Here is an 18,419-nt window from a genome sequence, read left to right as displayed (position 1 = left end):
TGCATGAGCACGTCCGGTTCCGACCTCGGCGACCTCGCCCTCCTGGTGCGGGTCGCACAGCTCGGCAGTCTCGGCCGGGTCGCGGAGGAGGTCGGGCTGAGCCAACCGAGCCTCAGCCGCAGGATGGCGCGGCTGGAGCGAGGCCTGCGGCTCACGCTGCTCCAGCGAGGGCCGCGCGGGACGACGCTGACGCCGTCCGGACGGGTGGTGGTCGACTGGGCCGAGGAGGTGCTCGGTGCCGCGCGCCGGTTCGAGGAGTCGGTGGCCGTGCTGCGGGAGCACCGCTCCAGCACGCTGCGCGTCGCGGCCAGCATGACGATCGCCGAGCACCTCGCGCCGACCTGGCTGAGCAGGCTGCGGGACGTGGAGCCCGACGCCGTGGTGGCCATGTCGGTCACCAACTCCACCGACGTCGCCGACGCCGTCGAGCACGGCCGCGCGGACCTCGGGTTCGTCGAGTCACCGACCATCCGGCGCAGCGTCCGCCGGCGGCGGCTGGCGTGGGACCACCTCGTCGTCGTGGTCGCCGACCCCCACCCGTGGGCGGGGCGCACCCGGCCCGTCACCGCTGCGGACCTCGCCCGGGAGCCGCTGCTCGTGCGCGAGCCCGGTTCGGGCACGCGCGAGACCCTCGACGAGGCGTTGCGGACCCGGGGGCTCGAGCTCACCCCGGCGCAGGTGCTGGCGTCGAACGCGGCGTTGAAGAGCTCCGCCCTCGTCGGCATCGGACCCGCGGTGCTGTCCGCCCTCGCCGTGGTGGACGAGCTCGGCTCCGGCCGGCTCGTCGCGGTCGGTCTGCAGGACCTCGACCTGCGGCGCCCGCTCTCCGTCGTGTGGCGCGACGGAGTGCAGCTCCCGCCGGTCGCCGACGTGCTCGTCCGCCTCGCTGCCGGCCGGAGCCGCTGACCGGAGCCGCTGACCACGCTCGGCTAGGAGAAGACGCCGGAGTAGGCGTTCAACGCGGGCTGGCCGCCGAGGTGGGCGTAGAGCACCGTCGAGGACGACGGGATCTCACCGCTCCGGACGAGGTCGACCAGCCCGGCCATGGACTTCCCCTCGTAGACCGGGTCGATGATCATGCCCTCGAGCTCGCCACTGAGCCGGATCGCGTCGACGGTCGACTGGACCGGAATGCCGTACAGGTCCCCTGCCCAGCCCTCGAGCACGGTGATCTCGTCGTCGCGGAGGTCGCGGCCGATGCCGATGAGGTCGGCGGTGCGGCGGGCGATCCGCTCGACCTGGGCGCGCGTCTTCTCCAGCGTGGCCGAGGCATCGATGCCGATCACCCGGCGCGGACGGTCGAGGCCCGCGAACCCGGCGATCATGCCGGCGTGCGTCGAGCCGGTCACCGTGCACACCACGATCGTGTCGAAGAAGACGCCCAGCTCGGCCTCCTGCTGCTCGACCTCCCTTGCCCAGTTGGCGAAACCCAGTCCACCGAGGGGATGCTCCGACGCCCCGGCCGGGATGCCGTACGGCGTGCCGCCGGACGCGCGCACGTCCTCGATCGCCTCCTCGTACGACGAGCGGATGCCGATGTCGAAGCCACGCGGGTCGAGCCGGACGTCGGCACCCATGATCCGCGAGAGCAGGATGTTGCCGACCTTGTCGTTGACCGCGTCCGGCCAGTCGACCCAGCGCTCCTGGACCAGACGCGCCTTGAGACCGAGCTTGGCGGCGACCGCGGCGACCTGGCGGGTGTGGTTGGACTGGTAGCCGCCGATGGAGACGAGGGTGTCCGCGCCGCTCGCGAGCGCGTCGGGGACGATGTACTCGAGCTTGCGGGTCTTGTTGCCGCCGTACGCGAGCCCGGAGCTGCAGTCCTCGCGCTTGGCCCAGAGGTCCGCGCCGCCGAGGTGCTGGGTCAGCCGGTCGAGGCGGTGGACCGGGCTGGGCCCGAACAGCAGCGGATAGCGGTCGAACCTGTCGAGCCCGTCGAGTGACACCGGTGGATCCCTTCGTCGGCATGCCTGGCACCTCGCAGTCTCGCAGCCTCGTCAGGCGACGCGGTGCTGCTCGGCCTCGCCTCTCCGGAAGGACAGTCCGTGGCCGGGTCCGTCCGGCACGACCAGGCGTCCGTCGCGGATCCCGACACAGCCGTCGAAGAACCTCCGCTCGATCCGGACGTGGTCGTGGAAGTACTCCACGTGACGCAGCTGAGGGGTGGTGGCGGCCACCGGGAGCGAGGCGTACGGCGCGCAGTGGCCGGAGAGGTCGACTCCCGCCAGGCGCGGGTCGGCAGCCACGCGGCGCCACTCGGTGTAGCCGCCGCAGCGGGTCACGTCGACCTGGAGGCAGTCCACGTGGGGTGCGAGGTGGACCAGCCCGGCCAGGTCCCAGCCGTACTCCCCCGCCGCGACGTCGGCACGGAGGTGCTCGCGCACCGCGGTGAGACCCTCGTGGTCGTCGGAGCTGACCGGCTCCTCCAACCACGTCACGCCCAGCGCGTCGAGCCGCCTGCCCACCGTGCACGCCTGCTCGACGTCGTAGGCACCGTTGGCGTCCACCATCAGCTCGGCCTCGCCGGCAGTGACGACCGCCGCACGGGCTGCCCGCTCGAGGTCGCGCTCGGTGCACGTGCCCCACGACTCGCCGATCTTGATCTTCACCCGCCTGCACCCGAGGTCGAGCCAGCCGCGCAGCTGCGCCTCGAGCGTCGCGTCGTCGTACGTCGTGAAGCCGCCGCTGCCGTAGACCTCGACCGGCCGGGCGGGCTGGTCCCACAGCTCGACGAGCGGCACCCCGCGCAGACGAGCTGCCAGGTCCCACAGGGCGATGTCGGTCGCCGAGATCGCGCAGCCGACCAGTCCGGGGCGACCGGCGTTGCGGACCGCACGCACCATGGCGCTCCAGGAGTCCTCCGGATCGAGCGCCGGCCGCCCGGTCACCGCCGGGGCGAGCAGGTCGGTCACGACCTGCGCCCCCACGGCCGGCGCATAGGTCCAGCCGAGCCCGGTGACGCTCCCCGCCTCGGCCTCGACCACGACGATGGTGGTCGAGTCCCAGGCGAGGGTGCCGTCGGCCTCGGGTCGGTCGGTCGGCACCGTGTAGGCCGAGGCACGCAGCGAGGCGACCGCCGGGGCCGAGGTCACGACCCGTCCCCGTCGTCGCGGTGGGGCAGCAGCTCCTGCGCCTTGGTCTTGATCCCCTCCTTCACGACGCCCCAGCGGTTGGGGTCGCCCTTGATCAGCGCCTTGGCCGAGGAGGTCATCTGGTCGAGGGTGGCGTGCGGCGGGATCGGGGGGACGTCGGGGTCGCAGTGGACGTCGAGGACGTAGGGCCGGTCGGCGGTCAGCGCGGTCTTCCAGGCACCCGCGAGCTCCTCGGGATCGGTCACCGTCAGGGCGCCGAGACCCATGGAGGTCGCCACCTCGGCGTAGGAGACGTCCGGCAGCGCCTGGGACTCGACGAACCTCGGGGTGCCCCCCATGGCGCGCAGCTCCCACGTGACCTGGTTGAGGTCGTTGTTGTGCAGCACGCAGACGACCAGGCGCGGGTCCGCCCAGTCCTGCCAGTAGCGCGAGATCGTGAGCAGCTCGGCCAGACCGTTCATCTGCATCGCGCCGTCCCCCTCGAACGCGATCGCGGGCCGGTCGGGGTGGGCGAACTTCGCGCCGATCGCGTAGGGGACGGCCGGGCCCATCGTGGCGAGGTTGCCCGAGAGCGTCCCGCGCATGGAGCCGCGCATCCGGACCTGCCGGGCGTACCAGTTGGCCGCGGAGCCGCTGTCGGCGAGCACCATCGCGTCCTCGGGCGCCTGGAGCGAGAACTCGCTGAACATGCGCATCGGGTTGACCAGCCCCTCCGACCCTGCGGAGACGTGCGCCTCGGCGTCCATGGTCTGCCACCAGTCCTCGATGTCGGAGCGGACCTTGTCCTGCCAGGAGCGGTCCTCCTTGCGCTCGAGGAGCGGGACGAGGGCGCGCAGCGTGGTGGCGGCGTCACCGACCAGGTTGACCTCGTAGGGGTAGCGCATGCCGATCATCGCGCCGTCGAGGTCGATCTGCACCCCCCTGGCCCGGTCGAACCCGGGCATGAACTGGGTGTAGGGGAAGCTCGAGCCGATGGTCAGCACGGTGTCGCAGTCCCGCATCAGCTCATAGCTCGGGCGCGTGCCCAGCAGCCCGATGGAGCCGGTGACCCACGGCAGCTCGTCGCTCAGGACGTCCTTGCCCAGCAGGGCCTTGGCGACCCCGGCTCCCAGCAGGTCGGCCACCTCGGTGACCTCGGCGGCCGCCCCGCGCGCCCCCTGGCCGACGAGGATCGCGACCTTGCTGCCGGCGTTGAGCACCTCCGCTGCGCGCCGGACGCCCGCGTCGTCCGGCACCACGTCCGGCCACGTGACGCCGAGGCTCGAGGGCACCATCTTGAACTCGTGCGTCGGCGCGCTGTAGTCGAGCTCCTGCACGTCGCTGGGGATGATCACCGCCGTCGGGGCACGCCGGCTCATGGCCGTGCGGATGGCCCGGTCGAGCACGTTGGGCAGCTGCTCGGGGACGGTGACCATCTGCACGTAGTCGCTCGCGACGTCCTTGAACAGGCTGAGCAGGTCGACCTCCTGCTGGTAGCTGCCGCCCATGGCCGACCTCGCGGTCTGCCCCACGATCGCGACGACGGGCACGTGGTCCAGCTTGGCGTCGTACAGCCCGTTGAGCAGGTGGACGGCACCCGGGCCGCTCGTGGCCATGCAGATCCCGGGCCGGCCGCTCAGCTTGGCGAACCCGACCGCCTCGAAGGCGGACATCTCCTCGTGCCGGGACTGGACGAACCGCGGCTGGTCGTCGGCGCGGGAGAACGCGCCGAGGAGGCCGTTGATGCCATCCCCGGGATAGCCGAAGACGTGGTCGACGCCCCACTCCCTCAGACGGGCGAGCAGCTGGTCGGCGACGGTGGTCATGTCGTGCTCCTTCCGGTGTGGTCCCCGGTGTGGTCCCCGGTGTGGTCCTGGGTACGGCGGTCGAGGGCGCCGGCGAGCACCTGGGCGAGGTGCTGCCCCTCCGCTCCGCCGCTGTCGAGCTGGCTGATCTGGGTGCGGCACGAGAAGCCGTCGGCGAGCACCACCGTGCCGGGGTCCGCAGCCCGCAGCCGCGGGAGCAGGACCCGCTCGGCGCAGGCCTCGCTGACCTCGCCGTGGCCGGCGGTGAAGCCGAAGTTGCCGGCGAGCCCGCAGCAGCCCGACTCGAGCCGCTCCACGTCGGCTCCGCTGTGCTCGAGCAGCGTGCGGTCGGCGTCCCAGCCGAGGACCGCGTGCTGGTGGCAGTGCACCTGCGCGACCGCCGAGGTCCCGTCGAGGCGCGGCGGCTCGTAGCCGTCGCTGTGCTCGGTGAGGAGCTCGGCGAACGTGACCGTGTGGTCGCGGAGCCGGTCCACGTCGGGGTCGCCGGAGAAGAGGTCGGGGGCGTCGGACCGGAAGACCGTGGTGCAGCTGGGCTCCAGACCGAGCACCAGGCCTCCGGCACGCACGTGCGGCGCGAGCGCGTCGATCGTGCGCCGCAGCCGCCGCTTGGCGACGTCGAGCTGGCCGGTCGAGATCCAGGTCAGGCCGCAGCACAGCGGCTCGGAGGGGATCGTGACGTCCCAGCCGGCGTCCTCGAGCACCCGCACGGCGGCCTGGCCGACCTCCGGGTGGAAGTAGTTGGTGAAGGTGTCCGGGAACAGCAGCACCGACCCCCGCGCCGGTTCCGGGCGCGCGGTCGAGGGCCGGTCACGCCACCAGGTCTGGAGGCTGCGCGTGGCGAGCGCCGGGGGGTCGCGGTCCTCGAGACCGGCCAGCCGGGATCCCGCCCTGCGCAGGGGCCGGACCCCGGCCAGCCGGTTCACCAGTGGCGCCAGCCGCAGCCGGTCGACCACACGGACACCGGCCGGGAGGTAGCCGGTGACGTAGTCCGCCCGCGGGCGGAGCCGGTGGCGGTAGTGCTGGGCCAGGAACTCGGCCTTGTAGGTCGCCATGTCGACCGAGGCGGGACAGTCGGACTTGCAGCCCTTGCAGGCCAGGCAGAGGTCGAGCGCGTCCTTCACCTCGTCCGAGCGCCACCCGTCGGTGATCGGGCTGTCCCGGTGGCCGTCCAGCATCTCGAACAGCAGGCGGGCGCGACCGCGGGTGGAGAAGCGCTCCTCGCCGGTCACCTGGTACGACGGGCACATCACGTCACCGCCGTCGTGCGCGAGCTGGCGGCACTTGCCCACCCCGACGCAGCGGTTGGCGGCCTGCGCGAACGAGTGGCCGTCGTGGGGGAAGTCGAAGTGCAGCGGCAGGCCCGCCACGTCACGACGCGGCGACCAGGTGCCGCCCAGCCGCAGGTGGTGGTCCAGCGGCGCCGGGCGGACGACCTTGCCGGGGTTCTGCATGTCGTCGGGGTCGAACAGCGTCTTGACCCGCTCGAACAGGCCGACCACCTCGCTGCCGAACATCTTCACCAGCAGCTCGCCGCGGCTCTGCCCGTCGCCGTGCTCCCCGGACAGCGAGCCGCCGTACGACACGCAGAGGTCGGCCGCGCGCTCCATGAAGCGCCGGTAGGTGGCCACGCCCTCGGTGGAGTAGAGACCGAAGGGGATGCGGGTGTGGACGCAGCCCTGCCCGAAGTGGCCGTAGAGCGCGGGTCCGGTGTCACTGCTGTAGCCGAACTCGTCGTAGAGCGCCTGCAGGTCACGCAGGTAGTCGCCCAGCCGGTCGACCGGGACGGCGGAGTCCTCCCAGCCCTCGAAGGTGTCGGGCTGCCCGGCGACGTGGGCCGTCGCCCCGAGGCCGGCCTCGCGCACCGCCCAGAGCTCCTGCTCGCGCTCCGGGTCGTCGTAGAACGCGACCGTCGGCTCGTGCTCGGTGTGGCCGATGGCCTCGAGCATCGCGTGCGCCCGGGCGTCGGCCTCCTCGGTGTCCTCTCCCCCGAACTGGACCATGAGGAAGCCGGTGCCGTCGGGGAGCTCCTCGAGCGCGTCCGGGTTCATGCCCTTGAGCTGCTCGTCGTGGACCAGCTTGTGGTCCACCCCCTCGAGCGCGATCGGGTCGTGCTCGACGATCGACGGGACGGCGTCGGCCGCCCGTGCGATGTCGGGATAGCCCAGCACCACCAGGGTGCGGGCCCGGACCACCGGCACGAGCTCGAGCTCGGCGCGGAGCACCGTCACCAGCGTCGCCTCGCTGCCGACGAGGAACCCGGCGACGTCGAAGCCGTGCTCGGGCAGGAGGGAGTCGAGGTTGTAGCCCGAGACGCGGCGCGGGATGTCGGGGTAGCGCTCGCGGATCAGGTCGCCGTGCTCGTCTCGGATCCGGCGCAGCTCGCGGTGCACCTCGGCCACGCGGTCGGTCCGCCCGTCGACCAGGGCGGCGTACGCCTCGTCGTCCAGGGCGCGTGCGGTGAACCGGGTGCCGTCGCGCAGGAGGACGTCGAGCGAGCGGATGTTGTCGACGACCTTGCCGGTGCGCTGGGCCGTCGCTCCGCAGGAGTTGTTGCCGATCATCCCGCCGATCGTGCAGTTGGGGTGCGTGGCGGGCTCGGGACCGAAGCGCAGCCCGGTGGGGGCCAGCTGGCGGTTGAGGTCGTCGAGGACGATGCCCGGCTCGACGACGCAGGTGCGAGCCTCCGCGTCGACCGAGACCAGGCGGTGGCAGTGCCGCGAGAAGTCCAGGACGACCGCCTCGTTGCAGCACTGGCCGGCGAGGCTGGTGCCCCCACCGCGCGAGACCACGGGCAGGCCGAGACGGCGGCAGACCGCCACCGCCTCGACGGCGTCCTCGACGGTGCGCGGGCAGACCACGGCGATCGGCACCTGGCGGAAGTTCGAGGAGTCGGTGCTGTACGCCGCGCGGGTGCCGGCGTCGAAGCTCACCTCCCCGTCCACGCGCTCGGAGAGCTGGCGCTCGGCGGTGGCCAGCGTGGCGTCGAGCAGCAGGTGGCTCATCGCGGGCCCCTGGTCCGCTCCGTCAGGTCGACGACGGCGAAGCCGAGGGCGACGACCCCGCTGGAGAGCGCCAGTCGCCGGTGACGGGGGAACCCGCGGGCGAACCCGAGCATCGAGACGGCATGGATCAGGTCGATCGTCCCGTCGGCCTCGGGGACCCAGCGCTCGTGCACCAGCATCCCGCCGGCGGACTGCACGGCGTAGCGGGCGCCGAGGATGCGGGTGACCCGTCGCGGCCAGGTCCCGTCGGCGGACCCGGTCGCCCTGATCAGCCACTGGGGTCGCGCGACCGCGACGGCCCCGGCGGCGAGCCGGGCGAGGTCGACGGGGCGGGTGCTCGTGGCGCTCATCCGATGAACCCGTGCGCGTGGGCGCGGTCGTCGAAGGCGCCGTGGGCACCGAAGTCCCGGCCGTCCGGGCCGTCCGCGGGGTGCCAGAGGTTCTCCGGCTGCTCGGGGTCGCGGGGCTCGTCGGTCTGCTGGGACGCGACGCCGGTGCGGGCGAGGTAGCGGTCCAGCAACCCTCCGGCCACGCGGTTGGCCATGATCGTGCCGGCGGTGCTGAGGCCCACCCAGCGGGCCCGGCGCTGCGGGTGGTCGAGGGCCTTGAGCACGCCGCGGGCGGCGACCTCCGGCTGGTAGATGGGAGGCACGGGCTGGGCGTGGTTCGGCAGCCGCGACGTCACCCAGTCGAACTGCGGCGTGTTGACCGCCGGCATCTCCACGATGGTCACGTCGATGCCGCTGCGGTCGTGCATCAGCTCCGTGCGCAGCGACTCGTGGAAGCCTTCGAGGGCGTGCTTGGCACCGCAGTACGCCGACTGCAGCGGGATGCCGCGCTGCCCGAGGGCGGAACCGACCTGCACGATGACGCCGCGGTCGCGTGGGCGCATGCGTCGCAGCGCGGCCCGGGTGCCGTTGACGTAGCCGAGGTAGGTGACCTCGGTGACCCGGCGGTACTCCTCGGGCTCGATGTCCTCGAAGCGGGCGAAGACCGAGGTGAAGGCGACGTTGATCCACGCGTCGATCGGACCCAGGGTCGCCTCGACCTCGTCGGCTGCCTTCTCGACCGCGTCGTGGTCGGCCATGTCCACCGAGACCGGGAGCGCCCGACCGCCCGCTCGTTGGACCTCGCGCGCGGCGCCCTCCAGGCCCAGCGTGCCTCGGGCCAGGAGCCCCACGCGGTCACCGCGGGCGCCGAGCATCCGGGCGGTCGCCCGCCCGATGCCTCCAGAGGCGCCCGTGACGACGATGGTGCGGGGTGGTGCAGGGTGCTTGCTCATCTGTCCTCCTCGTTGAATCCACGGTCGCCGAGCCCTCGCTCGGCCAGTCGGTGCCCGGCCTCGAGGACCAGGGCGTGCACGAACGCCTGAGGCAGGTTGCCGCGCAGCTGGCGCTGCACGACGTCGAACTCCTCGGCGAACAACCCAGGGGGCCCGAGCGCACCTCGGTTGCGCTCGTACCACCGCAACGCCGCTGTGCGGTCGGCGGAGCAGCCGCAAGCCAGCAGTGCCAGCGACAGCTGGAACCCGCTGAGGACGAACGCCCCTTCCTCCTCGTGCATGGGACGGTCGGGGTCCTGGCGGAAGCGGTAGACGTAGCCGTCGTCGGCGAGCTCGTCGACGACCGCCTCCACCGTGCGGCGCTGGCGCGGGTCGTCAGGGGGGACGGCACCGCGCACGCCGGCGAGCACCAGTGAGGCGTCGACGCGGGGGTCATCGGGAGCGCGCTGCCAGCGTCCGCTCGGGTGCAGGCAGTCGTCGTCGACCGAGTCGAGGATCTTGTCGGCGAGGGACTCCCACTCGCAACCGCCTGCCCCACCCCGCCGGGACGCCGCGGCCCGCAACCCGGCCACGCACATCAGCCGGGAGTGCGCCCACCGGCGCGGCTCGAGCTCCCAGATGCCGGCGTCGGGCTCGGTCCACCGGCGACGGATCGCCCCGACGAGCGTCTCCACCGCTCGCAGCGCAGCGGGGTCGAGGCCGTGCCGCGCGTCGGCCGCGCTGAGCATGAGCAGCGCCTCGCCGAGGGAGTCGAGCTGGAACTGGTTGTTGACGTGGTTGCCCACGCGCACCGGCGCACCGGGGTAGCCCGGCAGGTCCAGGTCGCGCTCACCGGGCACGGGCCCGCCGTCGACGGTGTACGCCGGCCGCAGGCGGTGGCCGTCCGCGAGCACCCGCTCGGTCACGAAGCCGACCGCTCGACCCAGCAGCTCGTCGGCGCCGACCGCGGCGGCCGCCTGGCCGGCGTACGCCTGGTCGCGAATCCAGGCGAAGCGGTAGTCGTAGTTGCGGTGGCGGTCGGCCCGCTCGGGCAGCGAGGTGGTGGCGGCCGCGACCATGCCGCCGTCCATGCTGGTCAGCCCGTGCAGCACGGCGAGGCTGTGGGCGGACTCCTGCGGCGCCACGGAGGCACTGAGGTCGGGCAGGGAGCGGCGCCAGGCCTCCTCGGTCGCGCGCCAGGCGTCCGCCGGGTCCGGGAGCGGACCGCTCACGGACCCGCGGTGGATCTCGAGCACGAGGTCGTGCTGCTGGTGCTCGGGCACCTCCAGGTCCAGGACCAGCACGCCGTCCTCCAGCCGTGCGCCCGCGGCCCCGGACCAGCGGAAGGACAGGGCTCCGGATCGTCCCTCCCACACGCCGTCCCCGACGTGGCGCACCGTCATCTCCTGGCTGCCGAACCCGGCGCGCACGTCGAGCGTCGCCCGGACGTGTGCGGGCCCGAGCTCCGGCTCGACCCGGCGGAGCAGCGTGAGGCCGTCCCGCGAGGTGGGCAGGGCCAGTGCCTCGCGGCACTCGATGACGGAGCGGGTGGTCACCCAGCGGCTGTGCCACACCAGGGATCCCTGCTCGTAGTGGCCTCCCCACACGAAGTGCTGGTCCCGCGGGGTGACGGCGTAGCAGCCCGGCCCGCCGAGGAGCCCGGAGAAGACGGCGTCGTCGTGCCAGCGCGGAGCGCACAGGAAGGCGATCTCGCCGCGCGGCCCGATCAGCGCGCCCCGCTCACCATCGGCCAGCAGCGCGTACTGCCGCAGGGTCTCCGGTGGGATCACCCGACCTCCTCTGTCTCAGGATTATGTGTCGTCGCGCAATCGATGCGCTTGAGCATGGGTTACCCCGGACCGCGCGGTCGCTAAACACCTGCTCCGGCAGTCGGGCCCGAGGTGGGTGCCCCCGACGTCGCGCCTCGGCTACGTTGAGCCCATGGCATCGGACGAAGCGGCCCTCGCGGCCTTGATGCGTGCCAGCACCGTGATCACCGCGGTCGTCGTCCGGTCCCTCAACTCCGTGACCCCTCGGCTCAGCGTCGTCCAGCTCCGGGTGCTGGTGCTCGTCTCGGGCCTCGGGAGCGCCAACGTCAACGCCGTCGCCGAAGGTCTCGGGACCAACGCCTCCAACGCGAGCCGCGCGTGCGACCGCCTGGTGCGCGCAGGCCTGCTGACCCGACAGCAGTCCGAGGACGACCGGAGGAACGTCGTCCTCCGACCCTCGCAGGCGGGACAGGCGCTCATCGACTCGGTGATGCAGCACCGGTGCACGGAGCTGGAGCGGATCGCCTCGCGACTCTCCGAGAGGCAGCAGGCCGAGCTGCGCCGGTCCCTCACGGCCTTCGCCGCGGCGGCCGACGACGTCGACGCCGGCGCGGACGAGCTGGTCGACCAGCACCTCCTGAGCTGGATGGCGTGAGCCGGACCGACGCGTCCTGACGGCGCGACCACGCGAGCCCACACCATCCGCGCGCCGCGCAATCATTGCGCATGCGCATGTATGTTGGGGTCCTGCACACGCCAGCGTCACTCGACCGCCAGGAGGTAGCGATGACCGATTCCCGACATCCCTACGGGGAGCAGGCCGCCCGCCACGCCGCAGATCTCGCCGCACGCACCGACTCGGAGCTCAGCGCGAGCACCGGAGGTCCGCTCCGCCTGGCGTCCATCTGCTCGGCGCTGGTGCTGCTGCTCGGGTTCTGGCTCTGGCTCGCGAACCCTGTCCTGGCCAGCCCCTTCACGGGGACCGGGTGGGACACCGCCCTGCGGGACGAGATGGTCTCGGTCCTGGTGATCCTGGCCGGGCTCGTCCTGGTGAAGCACCCCTCCAACACGCCGGCCACCGTCGTCGCCGTGGCCGCAGGGCTGGGCCTCCTCGCCTTCGGCGTGTGGGCCCAGCACGACCTCGAGCGCATGGCGGCCAACGAGCTCCTCACCGGGTTCGCCGTCATCGCCGCCGCGCTGGTCGCCCGGCTCTACCGCGCGCCCTGAGCACCACGAGCACAGGCGCTCACCTGGAAGCGGCCAGCACCAGCTCGGCCGACCTGGCAGCCAGGGCCGGGGCGACCTGGATGCCGTAACCGCCGAGCCCGGCCAGCCAGAACAGCTGCGGCACCTCCTCGTCCCAGGCCGCCACGGGCTCCCCGTGGGGCGCGAAGACCCGCAGCCCGGCCCAGCTCGTGCGGACGCTGCGCAGCCCCAGCGTGGTCACCTCGTTGATCGCCTCCAGGGCCCGAGCCACCTCCAGCTCGTCCGGGCGCGGGTCTCCTGGCGGGTGCGGCTCGGCGTCCTCCGGCGAGCACAGCACGGCATCGCCCTCGGGCTTGGCGTACCAGCCCCCGGCGAGGTCGCAGGTGAACGGCAGGTCCCGGAGGGGCTCGCGGGTCGGCGAGACGAAGACGCTGCGTCGGCGTGCCTCCAGGGCGTGGCCCTCACTGCCGAACACACGGCCGACCTGGTCGGCCCAGGCGCCGGCGGCGTTCACCACGACGTCGGCTGACAGGTCGCCGTCCGTGGTGCCGACCGACCACCTCCCGACCCGCCGGCGCGCCGACAGCACGCGAGCCCGGCGTCGTACCACCCCGCCGCGGGCCCGCAGGCCCCGCACGAAGCCCTGGTGCAGACCGTGCACGTCGAGCTCGGCGCAGGTGGGGTCGAGCACGGCAGTCGTGACCACCCCGGGCCGCAGGACGGGGAGCAGGCGCTCGGCCTCCTCCGGCGTCAGGGCGGAGGCACCCGTGGCAGCCACCACCTCGGCGGCCGAGGCCTCCGCGTCCGGCGTCTCGGCGGTCCCGACGTACAGGCACGGAAGGGGTGTGGCCAACGCGCCGTCGACGTCGAGGGGCGGGTCGTCGAAGAACGCGCGGCTGAGCAGGGTGAGCTCCTGGACGCCCGCGGGGCCGTACCCCGCGACCCAGGTGGCGGCCGAGCGCCCCGTGGTGTGGCGGGCGAGCTCGTCCTCCGCCTCCAGGACGCACACCGAGCGGTCGGCGGCGAGCTCGTGGGCGATCGAGACGCCGGCGATGCCGCCACCGACGACCACCACGTCGTAGTGCTCCATGAGTCCTCCTCGGACGGTCGGGCCAGGTCGGGCCAGGTCGGGTCAGGTCAGGTCAGGCCGGGTCAGGTCAGGTCAGGTCAGGCCGGGTCAGGGATGTGCCGGGGACGGCTCGACGAGGGCCTCGTCGAGCCGGTCGGCGCCGGGGCGGGCGACGACGAGGACCATCGCGGCGAGGATCAGCGCACCGCCCAGGAGGGTGCGCGCGTCGACGGACTCGGCCCAGAGGACCACGCCGAAGACTGCGGCCCAGACGGGCTCCAGCACCATGAGGACAGCCGCGTGGGACGAGGAGAGCCGTGCCTGCGCCCACGTCTGCACCAGCAGGGCACCGCCGGCTGCGACGACGGCGAGGTAGAGGAAGGCCGGGACGTCCGCACCTGCCGGGAGCTGCACGCCGTCGCCCGCGGCCGCCACCGTCAGCAGCGCGCCGATGGTGACCAGCTGGACGAACGTGAGCGGGAACGCCTGCCCGGGACGCGCCCTGGCCGCCATGGCGAGGATGTGGGCGGCGTAGAGCGCGGCCGAGACCACGGTGAGCACCTCGCCCGTCCCGAACGACCAGCCCCGCAACGACATCGTGGCCACTCCGGCGACGGCGAGCCCCGTCGCGACCATCGTGGTCCGACCGGGTCGGACGCGCAGCAGCACGGCCGCGAGCAGCGGGGTGAACACGACGTAGAGCGACACCACGAACGCCGAGACCGTGGGCGCGGTGTGCAGCAGCCCCTGGAACTGCAGCAGCTGCCCGACGGCGTACAGCACACCGAGCCCCGCCCCGCTGACGAGCGTCTCGGGGGTCAGCGAGCGCACGAGCTGCGGCCGGACCAGCACCACGACCGCCGCGGCCAGCAGGAAGCGGGGCCCGAGGTAGTCGGTGACGGGGAGCCGCTCGAGCAGGTCCTTCGACAGCCCGAACGTCGATCCCCACACCGCGGTCACGACCACCAGGGCACCCGCCGCGACCCGTGCCGTACGACGGTCCGCACGGACCGCCGTGAGGGTCACAGCTGGACCGACTTGGTCTCGAGGAACTCCTCGATGCCGTACCTGCCGAGCTCACGGCCGTTGCCGGACCGACCGTAGCCACCGAACGGGGCGGCCGGGTTGAAGGCGGCCCCGTTGACGTCGACCTGACCGGTGCGCAGCCGCCGGGCGACCCCGAGCGCACGCTCGCGGTCCTCGGCCCACACCGCTCCGTGCAGGCCGTAGGCGGAGTCGTTCGCGAGCGCGACCGCCTGGTCCACGTCGGCGTAGCCCTGGATGGTGAGCACCGGGCCGAAGACCTCCTGCTGGACGATCTCGGCGTCCTGCGCGACGTCCGTGACCACCGTGGGGGCGACGAAGTGCCCTCGGTCGCACGGGTTGCGCTCCCCGCCGGTCAGCACGCGCGCGCCTGCGGCTCGCGCTCGCTCGACGAACCCGGTGACGGTGGCGCGCTGTGCTGCCGAGACCACCGGCCCCAAGGACGTGCCGGGCGCGGCAGGGTCGCCGGGCACCAGCTGCTCGGCCTCCGCGGCGGCCCGCTCGAGCACGGCGGGCAGCAGCTCGTCGGGCACCAGGAGCCGGGACCAGGCGCTGCACGTCTGCCCGGAGTTGAGCATGGCGCCCTGGACGCTCGCCGGCACCGCGACGTCGAGGTCGGCGCCGGGGAGCACGACGCTCGCCGACTTGCCACCCAGCTCCAGGCAGACCCGCTTGACGTCCGGAGCCGCGAGCTGGGAGATGCGCACGCCCACGCCGGTGGAGCCGGTGAAGGACACCACGTCGACGTCGGGGTGGGTGACCATGGCCTCCCCCACCACCCGGCCGCTGCCGGGGACGAGGTTGAGGACGCCGGCCGGCAGCCCGGCGTCCAGGGCCGCGTCGGCGAGCAGGTAGGCCGACAGCGGGGTGAGCTCGGCGGGCTTGAGGACGACGGTGCTGCCCGCCACCAGGGCGCCGCCGATCTTGGCGAGCACCTGGTAGAGCGGCCAGTTCCACGGCGTGATGCAGGCCGCGACCCCGACCGCCTCCCTCAGGACCAGCGAGCTGCCGATGCGCTGCTCCCACGGCACCGCGGCGGCCTCGGCGAGGTAGGCCCCGAGCACCTCGAGCGCCATGCCGACGTGGGCCTCGCGGGCGAGGGCCACCGGGGCCCCGACCTCGGCCACGACGGTCTCGACGAGCAGCTCCCGGCGCTGGTCGAGCAGGGCGGCCCAGCGGCCGAGCACCTCCAGGCGCGCCTCGAGGGCGGTGGTGGACCATCCCGCGAACGCCCGGCGTGCTGCCTCCACGGCCAGGTCCACGTCCGGGGCGGTCCCTTCGGCGGAGGTCCCCACGACCTCGCCGGTGGCGGGGTTCTCCACCTCGGTGACGCCACCGGACGCCGGCCGGCGCCACGTACCGTCGACGAGCAGCTCGGTGCGCGCCGTCGTCGTCGCTGTCGCGGTCGCGGTCATCCCGTGATCCCGACGCGCTCGGTCACCGCGCGGGAGTTCTGTGCTGCCACCTCCAGCGCGCACTCGCGCAGGGAGCGGTCCGAGGCCTGCGCCGCGTCGGCCACGGTGTGGACCAGACGGTGCATCACCGCGTCGATCTTGGCGAACGAGGACGCCTCGGTCGGGTCGATGTCCCCGAACACGATCCACCACCACCAGGCGTTGGTCATCACGTTGGCCAGGAAGTCGGGCACGACGGGGATCCCGCGCTCGCGCAGGGCCGCCTCCGCGGCGGGGAGCGTCGGCATGTTGGCGCCCTCGACCACCACACGGGCGTCGATGCGAGCCACGTCGTCGACGTCGATGACGTAGGACATGGCGGCCGGCACCAGCAGGTCGCACGGCACCTCGAGCCAGGCCTCGCGGTCGCCCAGCACGGCGCCCGGCACGGCAGACCGGTCGACGACGCCCAGACCGTCCCGGGCGGCCAGGAGCGCCTCGACGTCGAGGCCGTCGTCGTCACGGATCAGGCCGTCCCGGTCGGCGACGGCGACCACCCGCACGCCGGCCCGCGCGAGGTAGCGGGCCGCGGCGCCGCCGATGGAGCCGAAGCCCTGGACGACCGCCGTCGGGTCGGTGATGCCCTCCCGCTGGGCCATCTCGAGCGCGGCCCGAGCCACGCCGTACCCGCCGACCAGGTCACCCAGGGACACGCCACCGACGGTGACGGCGAACGCCTCGGCCAGGCGCCGGCGGGCGTCCTGTGCGTCCTCGAGCTGGGCGAAGACGGCCTCGACGGTGGAGGCAAGGCCCAGGTCTGCGGCGACCTTGTCGATGGTCTCCTGCCGCAGGCCGAAGTCCTCGCCGGTGTTCCACTGCTCGCGTACGACGGGGCGCACCGCCGCCAGGAACCGGGTCAGCACCTCGGTGGCCTGGGGGTCGGCCGGGTCGATGTCGATGCCGCCCTTGCCCCCGCCGAGCGGGACGTAGCGGTCGCTCGGGTCGTAGACCAGCGCTTCCTTGCGCGTCATGCCCTGGGCGAGCCCGCGGACCTCCTCCAGCGTGCACCCCTGCCGCAGCCGCAGTCCGCCGCTGGCGAGGCCGCGGACGAGGGTGTCGATGACGACGTACCCGTGGCGGCCGGTGACCGGGTCGGTCCAGGTGATCTCGAGCAGGGAGCTCATGCGGTGACTCCTTCAGGCATGCGGACGTGGATGACGGTGGGACGGTCGGCGGCGAGCGCCTCCTCGAGGGCGCTGCCCACCGCGGCGGGGTCGTCGACGGTGACGCCGTGGCAGCCCAGGGCACGGCCGAGAGCGGCGAAGTCGGGAGCCGGGAAGTCGACGGCGTGGACCGGGTCGTCCCGGTCGGCCATCTCGTTGCGGATCTCGCCGTAGCCGCCGTTGTCGACGACCACGACGGGCAGAGGAAGGGCCAGCACGGCTGCGGTCGCCAGCTCCTGCACGGTGAACATCACTCCGCCGTCACCGAGCATCGCGACCACGGGGCGGTCGGGGTCGCCGACCTTGGCGCCGATCGCGGCCGGCAGGCCGTACCCGAGCGTGCCGTAGCCGGTCGGGAACAGGAACGACGCGGGGGTGTGCGTGGCCACGTTGGCCATCGCGCCGTAGTAGCAGGCCATCGCGTTGTCGGTGGACAGCACGACGTCGCGGGGCAGGACCCGGCCCATCGCGTCGACCAGCGTGGTCCACTCCGCACCCTCCCGACGGGAGTCCGTGCGCTTGCGGTCGCGCCAGAGCGGCACGTCGACCGCGTCCGTGGACCGGTGGCCGACCCGCTTGGCCAGCTCTCCCAGCGTCGCTGCGCAGTCGCCGAGCAGCGCCACGTCCGGGGACGCGTTGGTCACCATGCCCACCGGGTCGACGTCGACCCGGACCAGCTTGCCGTCCACCGGGAGCGGGCCGAACCACAGGTCGGCCGGTGCCAGCTCGGTGCCGATCGCGAGGACCAGGTCGGACTCCTCGACCAGCGCCCGGACGGCGGGCAGGTGCACACCGGCGCCGAGGCTCAGCTCGTGGTCCTCGGCCAGCACCCCCTTGCCGTTGGTCGTGGTGACCACCGGCGCGCGGAGCCGCTCGGCCAGCGCCTGCACCTCCGCGGCGGCGGCGCGGGCACCTCCGCCGACGACGAGCAGCGGACGCCGAGCTGCCTCGAGCCGGGCGACAGCCGAGGTCAGGGCCGCCTCGCCGGGGAGCGCGACGGCGCGCGGCAACGGCGCCACCGGGGTGACCTCGCCGGTCTCGGCGAGGACGTCGAGCGGGACCTCGAGGTGGACCGGGCGGGGCCGCCCGGACGTCATCAGGGCGAACGCCTGGGCGACGACCGTCGGGATCTCCGCGACGCTGGTGGCTCGCAGGCTGGCCTGGGCGACCGCGCGCAGGGCCGCGCCCTGGTCACGCGTCTCGTGGAGCAGCCCGTTGCCGCTGGCCGGGTGCCGCAGCGGCAGGCCCGGCGAGACCACCAGCACCGGCACCGAGTCCGACCAGGCCTGGGCCACCGCCGTCGCGGTGTTGAGCAGCGCGGGACCGCTGGTGACGACCGCGACCCCCACCCGGCCGGTGGTGCGCGCGTAGCCGTCGGCGGCATAGCCGGCGCCCTGCTCGTGCCGGGTGCTGACGTGCCGCACGCCCTGCTCGGACAGGTGCTTGTAGATCTCGAGGTTGTGGGTGCCCGGGATGCCGAACACCACGTCCACGCCGTGGTCGACGAGGGCGGCGACCAGCGCCTGTCCCCCGGTCATCTGGGTGCTCGTCATG

The 18,419-nt window shown here is 73.5% G+C and carries 15 protein-coding genes; 3 read left to right on the top strand and 12 right to left on the bottom strand.

Annotated elements, in window-relative coordinates; all coding sequences use genetic code 11:
- Positions 1–3 precede the first annotated feature (3 nt).
- Positions 4–906, top strand: coding sequence for a LysR family transcriptional regulator (locus J2S63_RS13880; protein WP_310303303.1), 903 nt, complete (start codon positions 4–6; stop codon positions 904–906).
- Between the two features lie 23 nt (positions 907–929).
- Here the strand turns inward: J2S63_RS13880 and J2S63_RS13875 are convergent, their stop codons facing one another.
- From J2S63_RS13875 to J2S63_RS13845, 7 genes are read right to left on the bottom strand one after another with little or no spacing between them, the layout of a single operon-like run.
- Positions 930–1,946 (bottom strand): 1-aminocyclopropane-1-carboxylate deaminase, encoded by a 1,017-nt coding sequence (locus J2S63_RS13875; protein WP_310303301.1) that lies wholly within the window; start codon positions 1,944–1,946, stop codon positions 930–932.
- A 51-nt stretch (positions 1,947–1,997) separates the two neighbouring features.
- On the bottom strand, positions 1,998–3,092 hold the full coding sequence (locus J2S63_RS13870; RefSeq protein ID WP_310303297.1) for an enolase C-terminal domain-like protein: 1,095 nt from the start codon (positions 3,090–3,092) through the stop codon (positions 1,998–2,000).
- Complete coding sequence (locus J2S63_RS13865; RefSeq protein WP_310303294.1) at positions 3,089–4,897, bottom strand: thiamine pyrophosphate-requiring protein; 1,809 nt, start codon at positions 4,895–4,897, stop codon at positions 3,089–3,091. The genes J2S63_RS13870 and J2S63_RS13865 overlap by 4 nt, the downstream gene beginning before the upstream one ends.
- Positions 4,894–7,899 (bottom strand): FAD-binding and (Fe-S)-binding domain-containing protein, encoded by a 3,006-nt coding sequence (locus tag J2S63_RS13860; protein WP_310303291.1) that lies wholly within the window; start codon positions 7,897–7,899, stop codon positions 4,894–4,896. The genes J2S63_RS13865 and J2S63_RS13860 overlap by 4 nt, the downstream gene beginning before the upstream one ends.
- Entirely contained in the window at positions 7,896–8,249 is a 354-nt protein-coding gene (locus tag J2S63_RS13855) for a hypothetical protein (protein ID WP_310303288.1), read from the bottom strand. The genes J2S63_RS13860 and J2S63_RS13855 overlap by 4 nt, the downstream gene beginning before the upstream one ends.
- A complete protein-coding gene (locus J2S63_RS13850) occupies positions 8,246–9,181 on the bottom strand; it encodes an SDR family oxidoreductase (protein ID WP_310303285.1) in 936 nt (311 codons plus the stop codon). The genes J2S63_RS13855 and J2S63_RS13850 overlap by 4 nt, the downstream gene beginning before the upstream one ends.
- The gene (locus J2S63_RS13845) at positions 9,178–10,950 is read right to left on the bottom strand and encodes a glycoside hydrolase family 15 protein (protein WP_310303282.1); all 1,773 of its coding nucleotides are present in this window, start codon (positions 10,948–10,950) and stop codon (positions 9,178–9,180) included. The genes J2S63_RS13850 and J2S63_RS13845 overlap by 4 nt, the downstream gene beginning before the upstream one ends.
- 151 nt (positions 10,951–11,101) lie before the next feature.
- On the opposite strand from J2S63_RS13845, the gene J2S63_RS13840 reads away from it, so the two are divergent.
- Both J2S63_RS13840 and J2S63_RS13835 read left to right on the top strand, forming a co-directional pair.
- Positions 11,102–11,584 (top strand): MarR family winged helix-turn-helix transcriptional regulator, encoded by a 483-nt coding sequence (locus tag J2S63_RS13840; RefSeq protein ID WP_310303279.1) that lies wholly within the window; start codon positions 11,102–11,104, stop codon positions 11,582–11,584.
- Positions 11,585–11,715: 131 nt separating this feature from the next.
- Complete coding sequence (locus J2S63_RS13835) at positions 11,716–12,156, top strand: hypothetical protein (RefSeq protein ID WP_310303276.1); 441 nt, start codon at positions 11,716–11,718, stop codon at positions 12,154–12,156.
- Positions 12,157–12,175: 19 nt separating this feature from the next.
- Here J2S63_RS13835 and J2S63_RS13830 read toward each other — a convergent pair whose 3' ends face one another.
- From J2S63_RS13830 to J2S63_RS13810, 5 genes are all read right to left on the bottom strand, one after another.
- On the bottom strand, positions 12,176–13,225 hold the full coding sequence (locus J2S63_RS13830) for an NAD(P)/FAD-dependent oxidoreductase (protein ID WP_310303273.1): 1,050 nt from the start codon (positions 13,223–13,225) through the stop codon (positions 12,176–12,178).
- An 87-nt stretch (positions 13,226–13,312) separates the two neighbouring features.
- Positions 13,313–14,230, bottom strand: a complete 918-nt coding sequence (locus J2S63_RS13825) for a DMT family transporter (RefSeq protein ID WP_310303270.1) — start codon at positions 14,228–14,230, stop codon at positions 13,313–13,315.
- The gene (locus tag J2S63_RS13820; protein ID WP_310303265.1) at positions 14,227–15,663 is read right to left on the bottom strand and encodes an aldehyde dehydrogenase family protein; all 1,437 of its coding nucleotides are present in this window, start codon (positions 15,661–15,663) and stop codon (positions 14,227–14,229) included. The genes J2S63_RS13825 and J2S63_RS13820 overlap by 4 nt, the downstream gene beginning before the upstream one ends.
- Complete coding sequence (locus tag J2S63_RS13815) at positions 15,660–16,826, bottom strand: Glu/Leu/Phe/Val dehydrogenase dimerization domain-containing protein (protein WP_310303263.1); 1,167 nt, start codon at positions 16,824–16,826, stop codon at positions 15,660–15,662. Before J2S63_RS13815 ends, J2S63_RS13820 begins: the two co-directional genes overlap by 4 nt.
- Positions 16,823–18,418 carry a thiamine pyrophosphate-binding protein gene (locus J2S63_RS13810; RefSeq protein WP_310303260.1) on the bottom strand — a complete coding sequence of 532 codons (1,596 nt, stop codon included), beginning with the start codon at positions 18,416–18,418 and terminating at the stop codon, positions 16,823–16,825. Before J2S63_RS13810 ends, J2S63_RS13815 begins: the two co-directional genes overlap by 4 nt.
- Position 18,419 lies beyond the last annotated feature (1 nt).

It is taken from the genome of Nocardioides marmoribigeumensis, from assembly GCF_031458325.1.
Lineage (GTDB): Bacteria > Actinomycetota > Actinomycetes > Propionibacteriales > Nocardioidaceae > Marmoricola_A > Marmoricola_A marmoribigeumensis.
The sequence above is the reverse complement of the archived record's forward strand: the minus strand, read 5'-3'. Positions and strand labels throughout refer to the sequence as shown.

What these genes read in the sequence shown, in the direction of transcription:
- J2S63_RS13880 (WP_310303303.1), top strand. Translation starts at nt 4, where the DNA reads ATGAGCACGTCCGGTTCCGACCTCGGCGACCTCGCCCTCCTGGTGCGG.
- J2S63_RS13865 (WP_310303294.1), bottom strand. Translation starts at nt 4,897, where the DNA reads ATGACCACCGTCGCCGACCAGCTGCTCGCCCGTCTGAGGGAGTGGGGC.
- J2S63_RS13860 (WP_310303291.1), bottom strand. Translation starts at nt 7,899, where the DNA reads ATGAGCCACCTGCTGCTCGACGCCACGCTGGCCACCGCCGAGCGCCAG.
- J2S63_RS13855 (WP_310303288.1), bottom strand. Translation starts at nt 8,249, where the DNA reads ATGAGCGCCACGAGCACCCGCCCCGTCGACCTCGCCCGGCTCGCCGCC.
- J2S63_RS13850 (WP_310303285.1), bottom strand. Translation starts at nt 9,181, where the DNA reads ATGAGCAAGCACCCTGCACCACCCCGCACCATCGTCGTCACGGGCGCC.
- J2S63_RS13840 (WP_310303279.1), top strand. Translation starts at nt 11,102, where the DNA reads ATGGCATCGGACGAAGCGGCCCTCGCGGCCTTGATGCGTGCCAGCACC.
- J2S63_RS13835 (WP_310303276.1), top strand. Translation starts at nt 11,716, where the DNA reads ATGACCGATTCCCGACATCCCTACGGGGAGCAGGCCGCCCGCCACGCC.
- J2S63_RS13830 (WP_310303273.1), bottom strand. Translation starts at nt 13,225, where the DNA reads ATGGAGCACTACGACGTGGTGGTCGTCGGTGGCGGCATCGCCGGCGTC.
- J2S63_RS13820 (WP_310303265.1), bottom strand. Translation starts at nt 15,663, where the DNA reads ATGACCGCGACCGCGACAGCGACGACGACGGCGCGCACCGAGCTGCTC.
- J2S63_RS13815 (WP_310303263.1), bottom strand. Translation starts at nt 16,826, where the DNA reads ATGAGCTCCCTGCTCGAGATCACCTGGACCGACCCGGTCACCGGCCGC.
- J2S63_RS13810 (WP_310303260.1), bottom strand. Translation starts at nt 18,418, where the DNA reads ATGACGAGCACCCAGATGACCGGGGGACAGGCGCTGGTCGCCGCCCTC.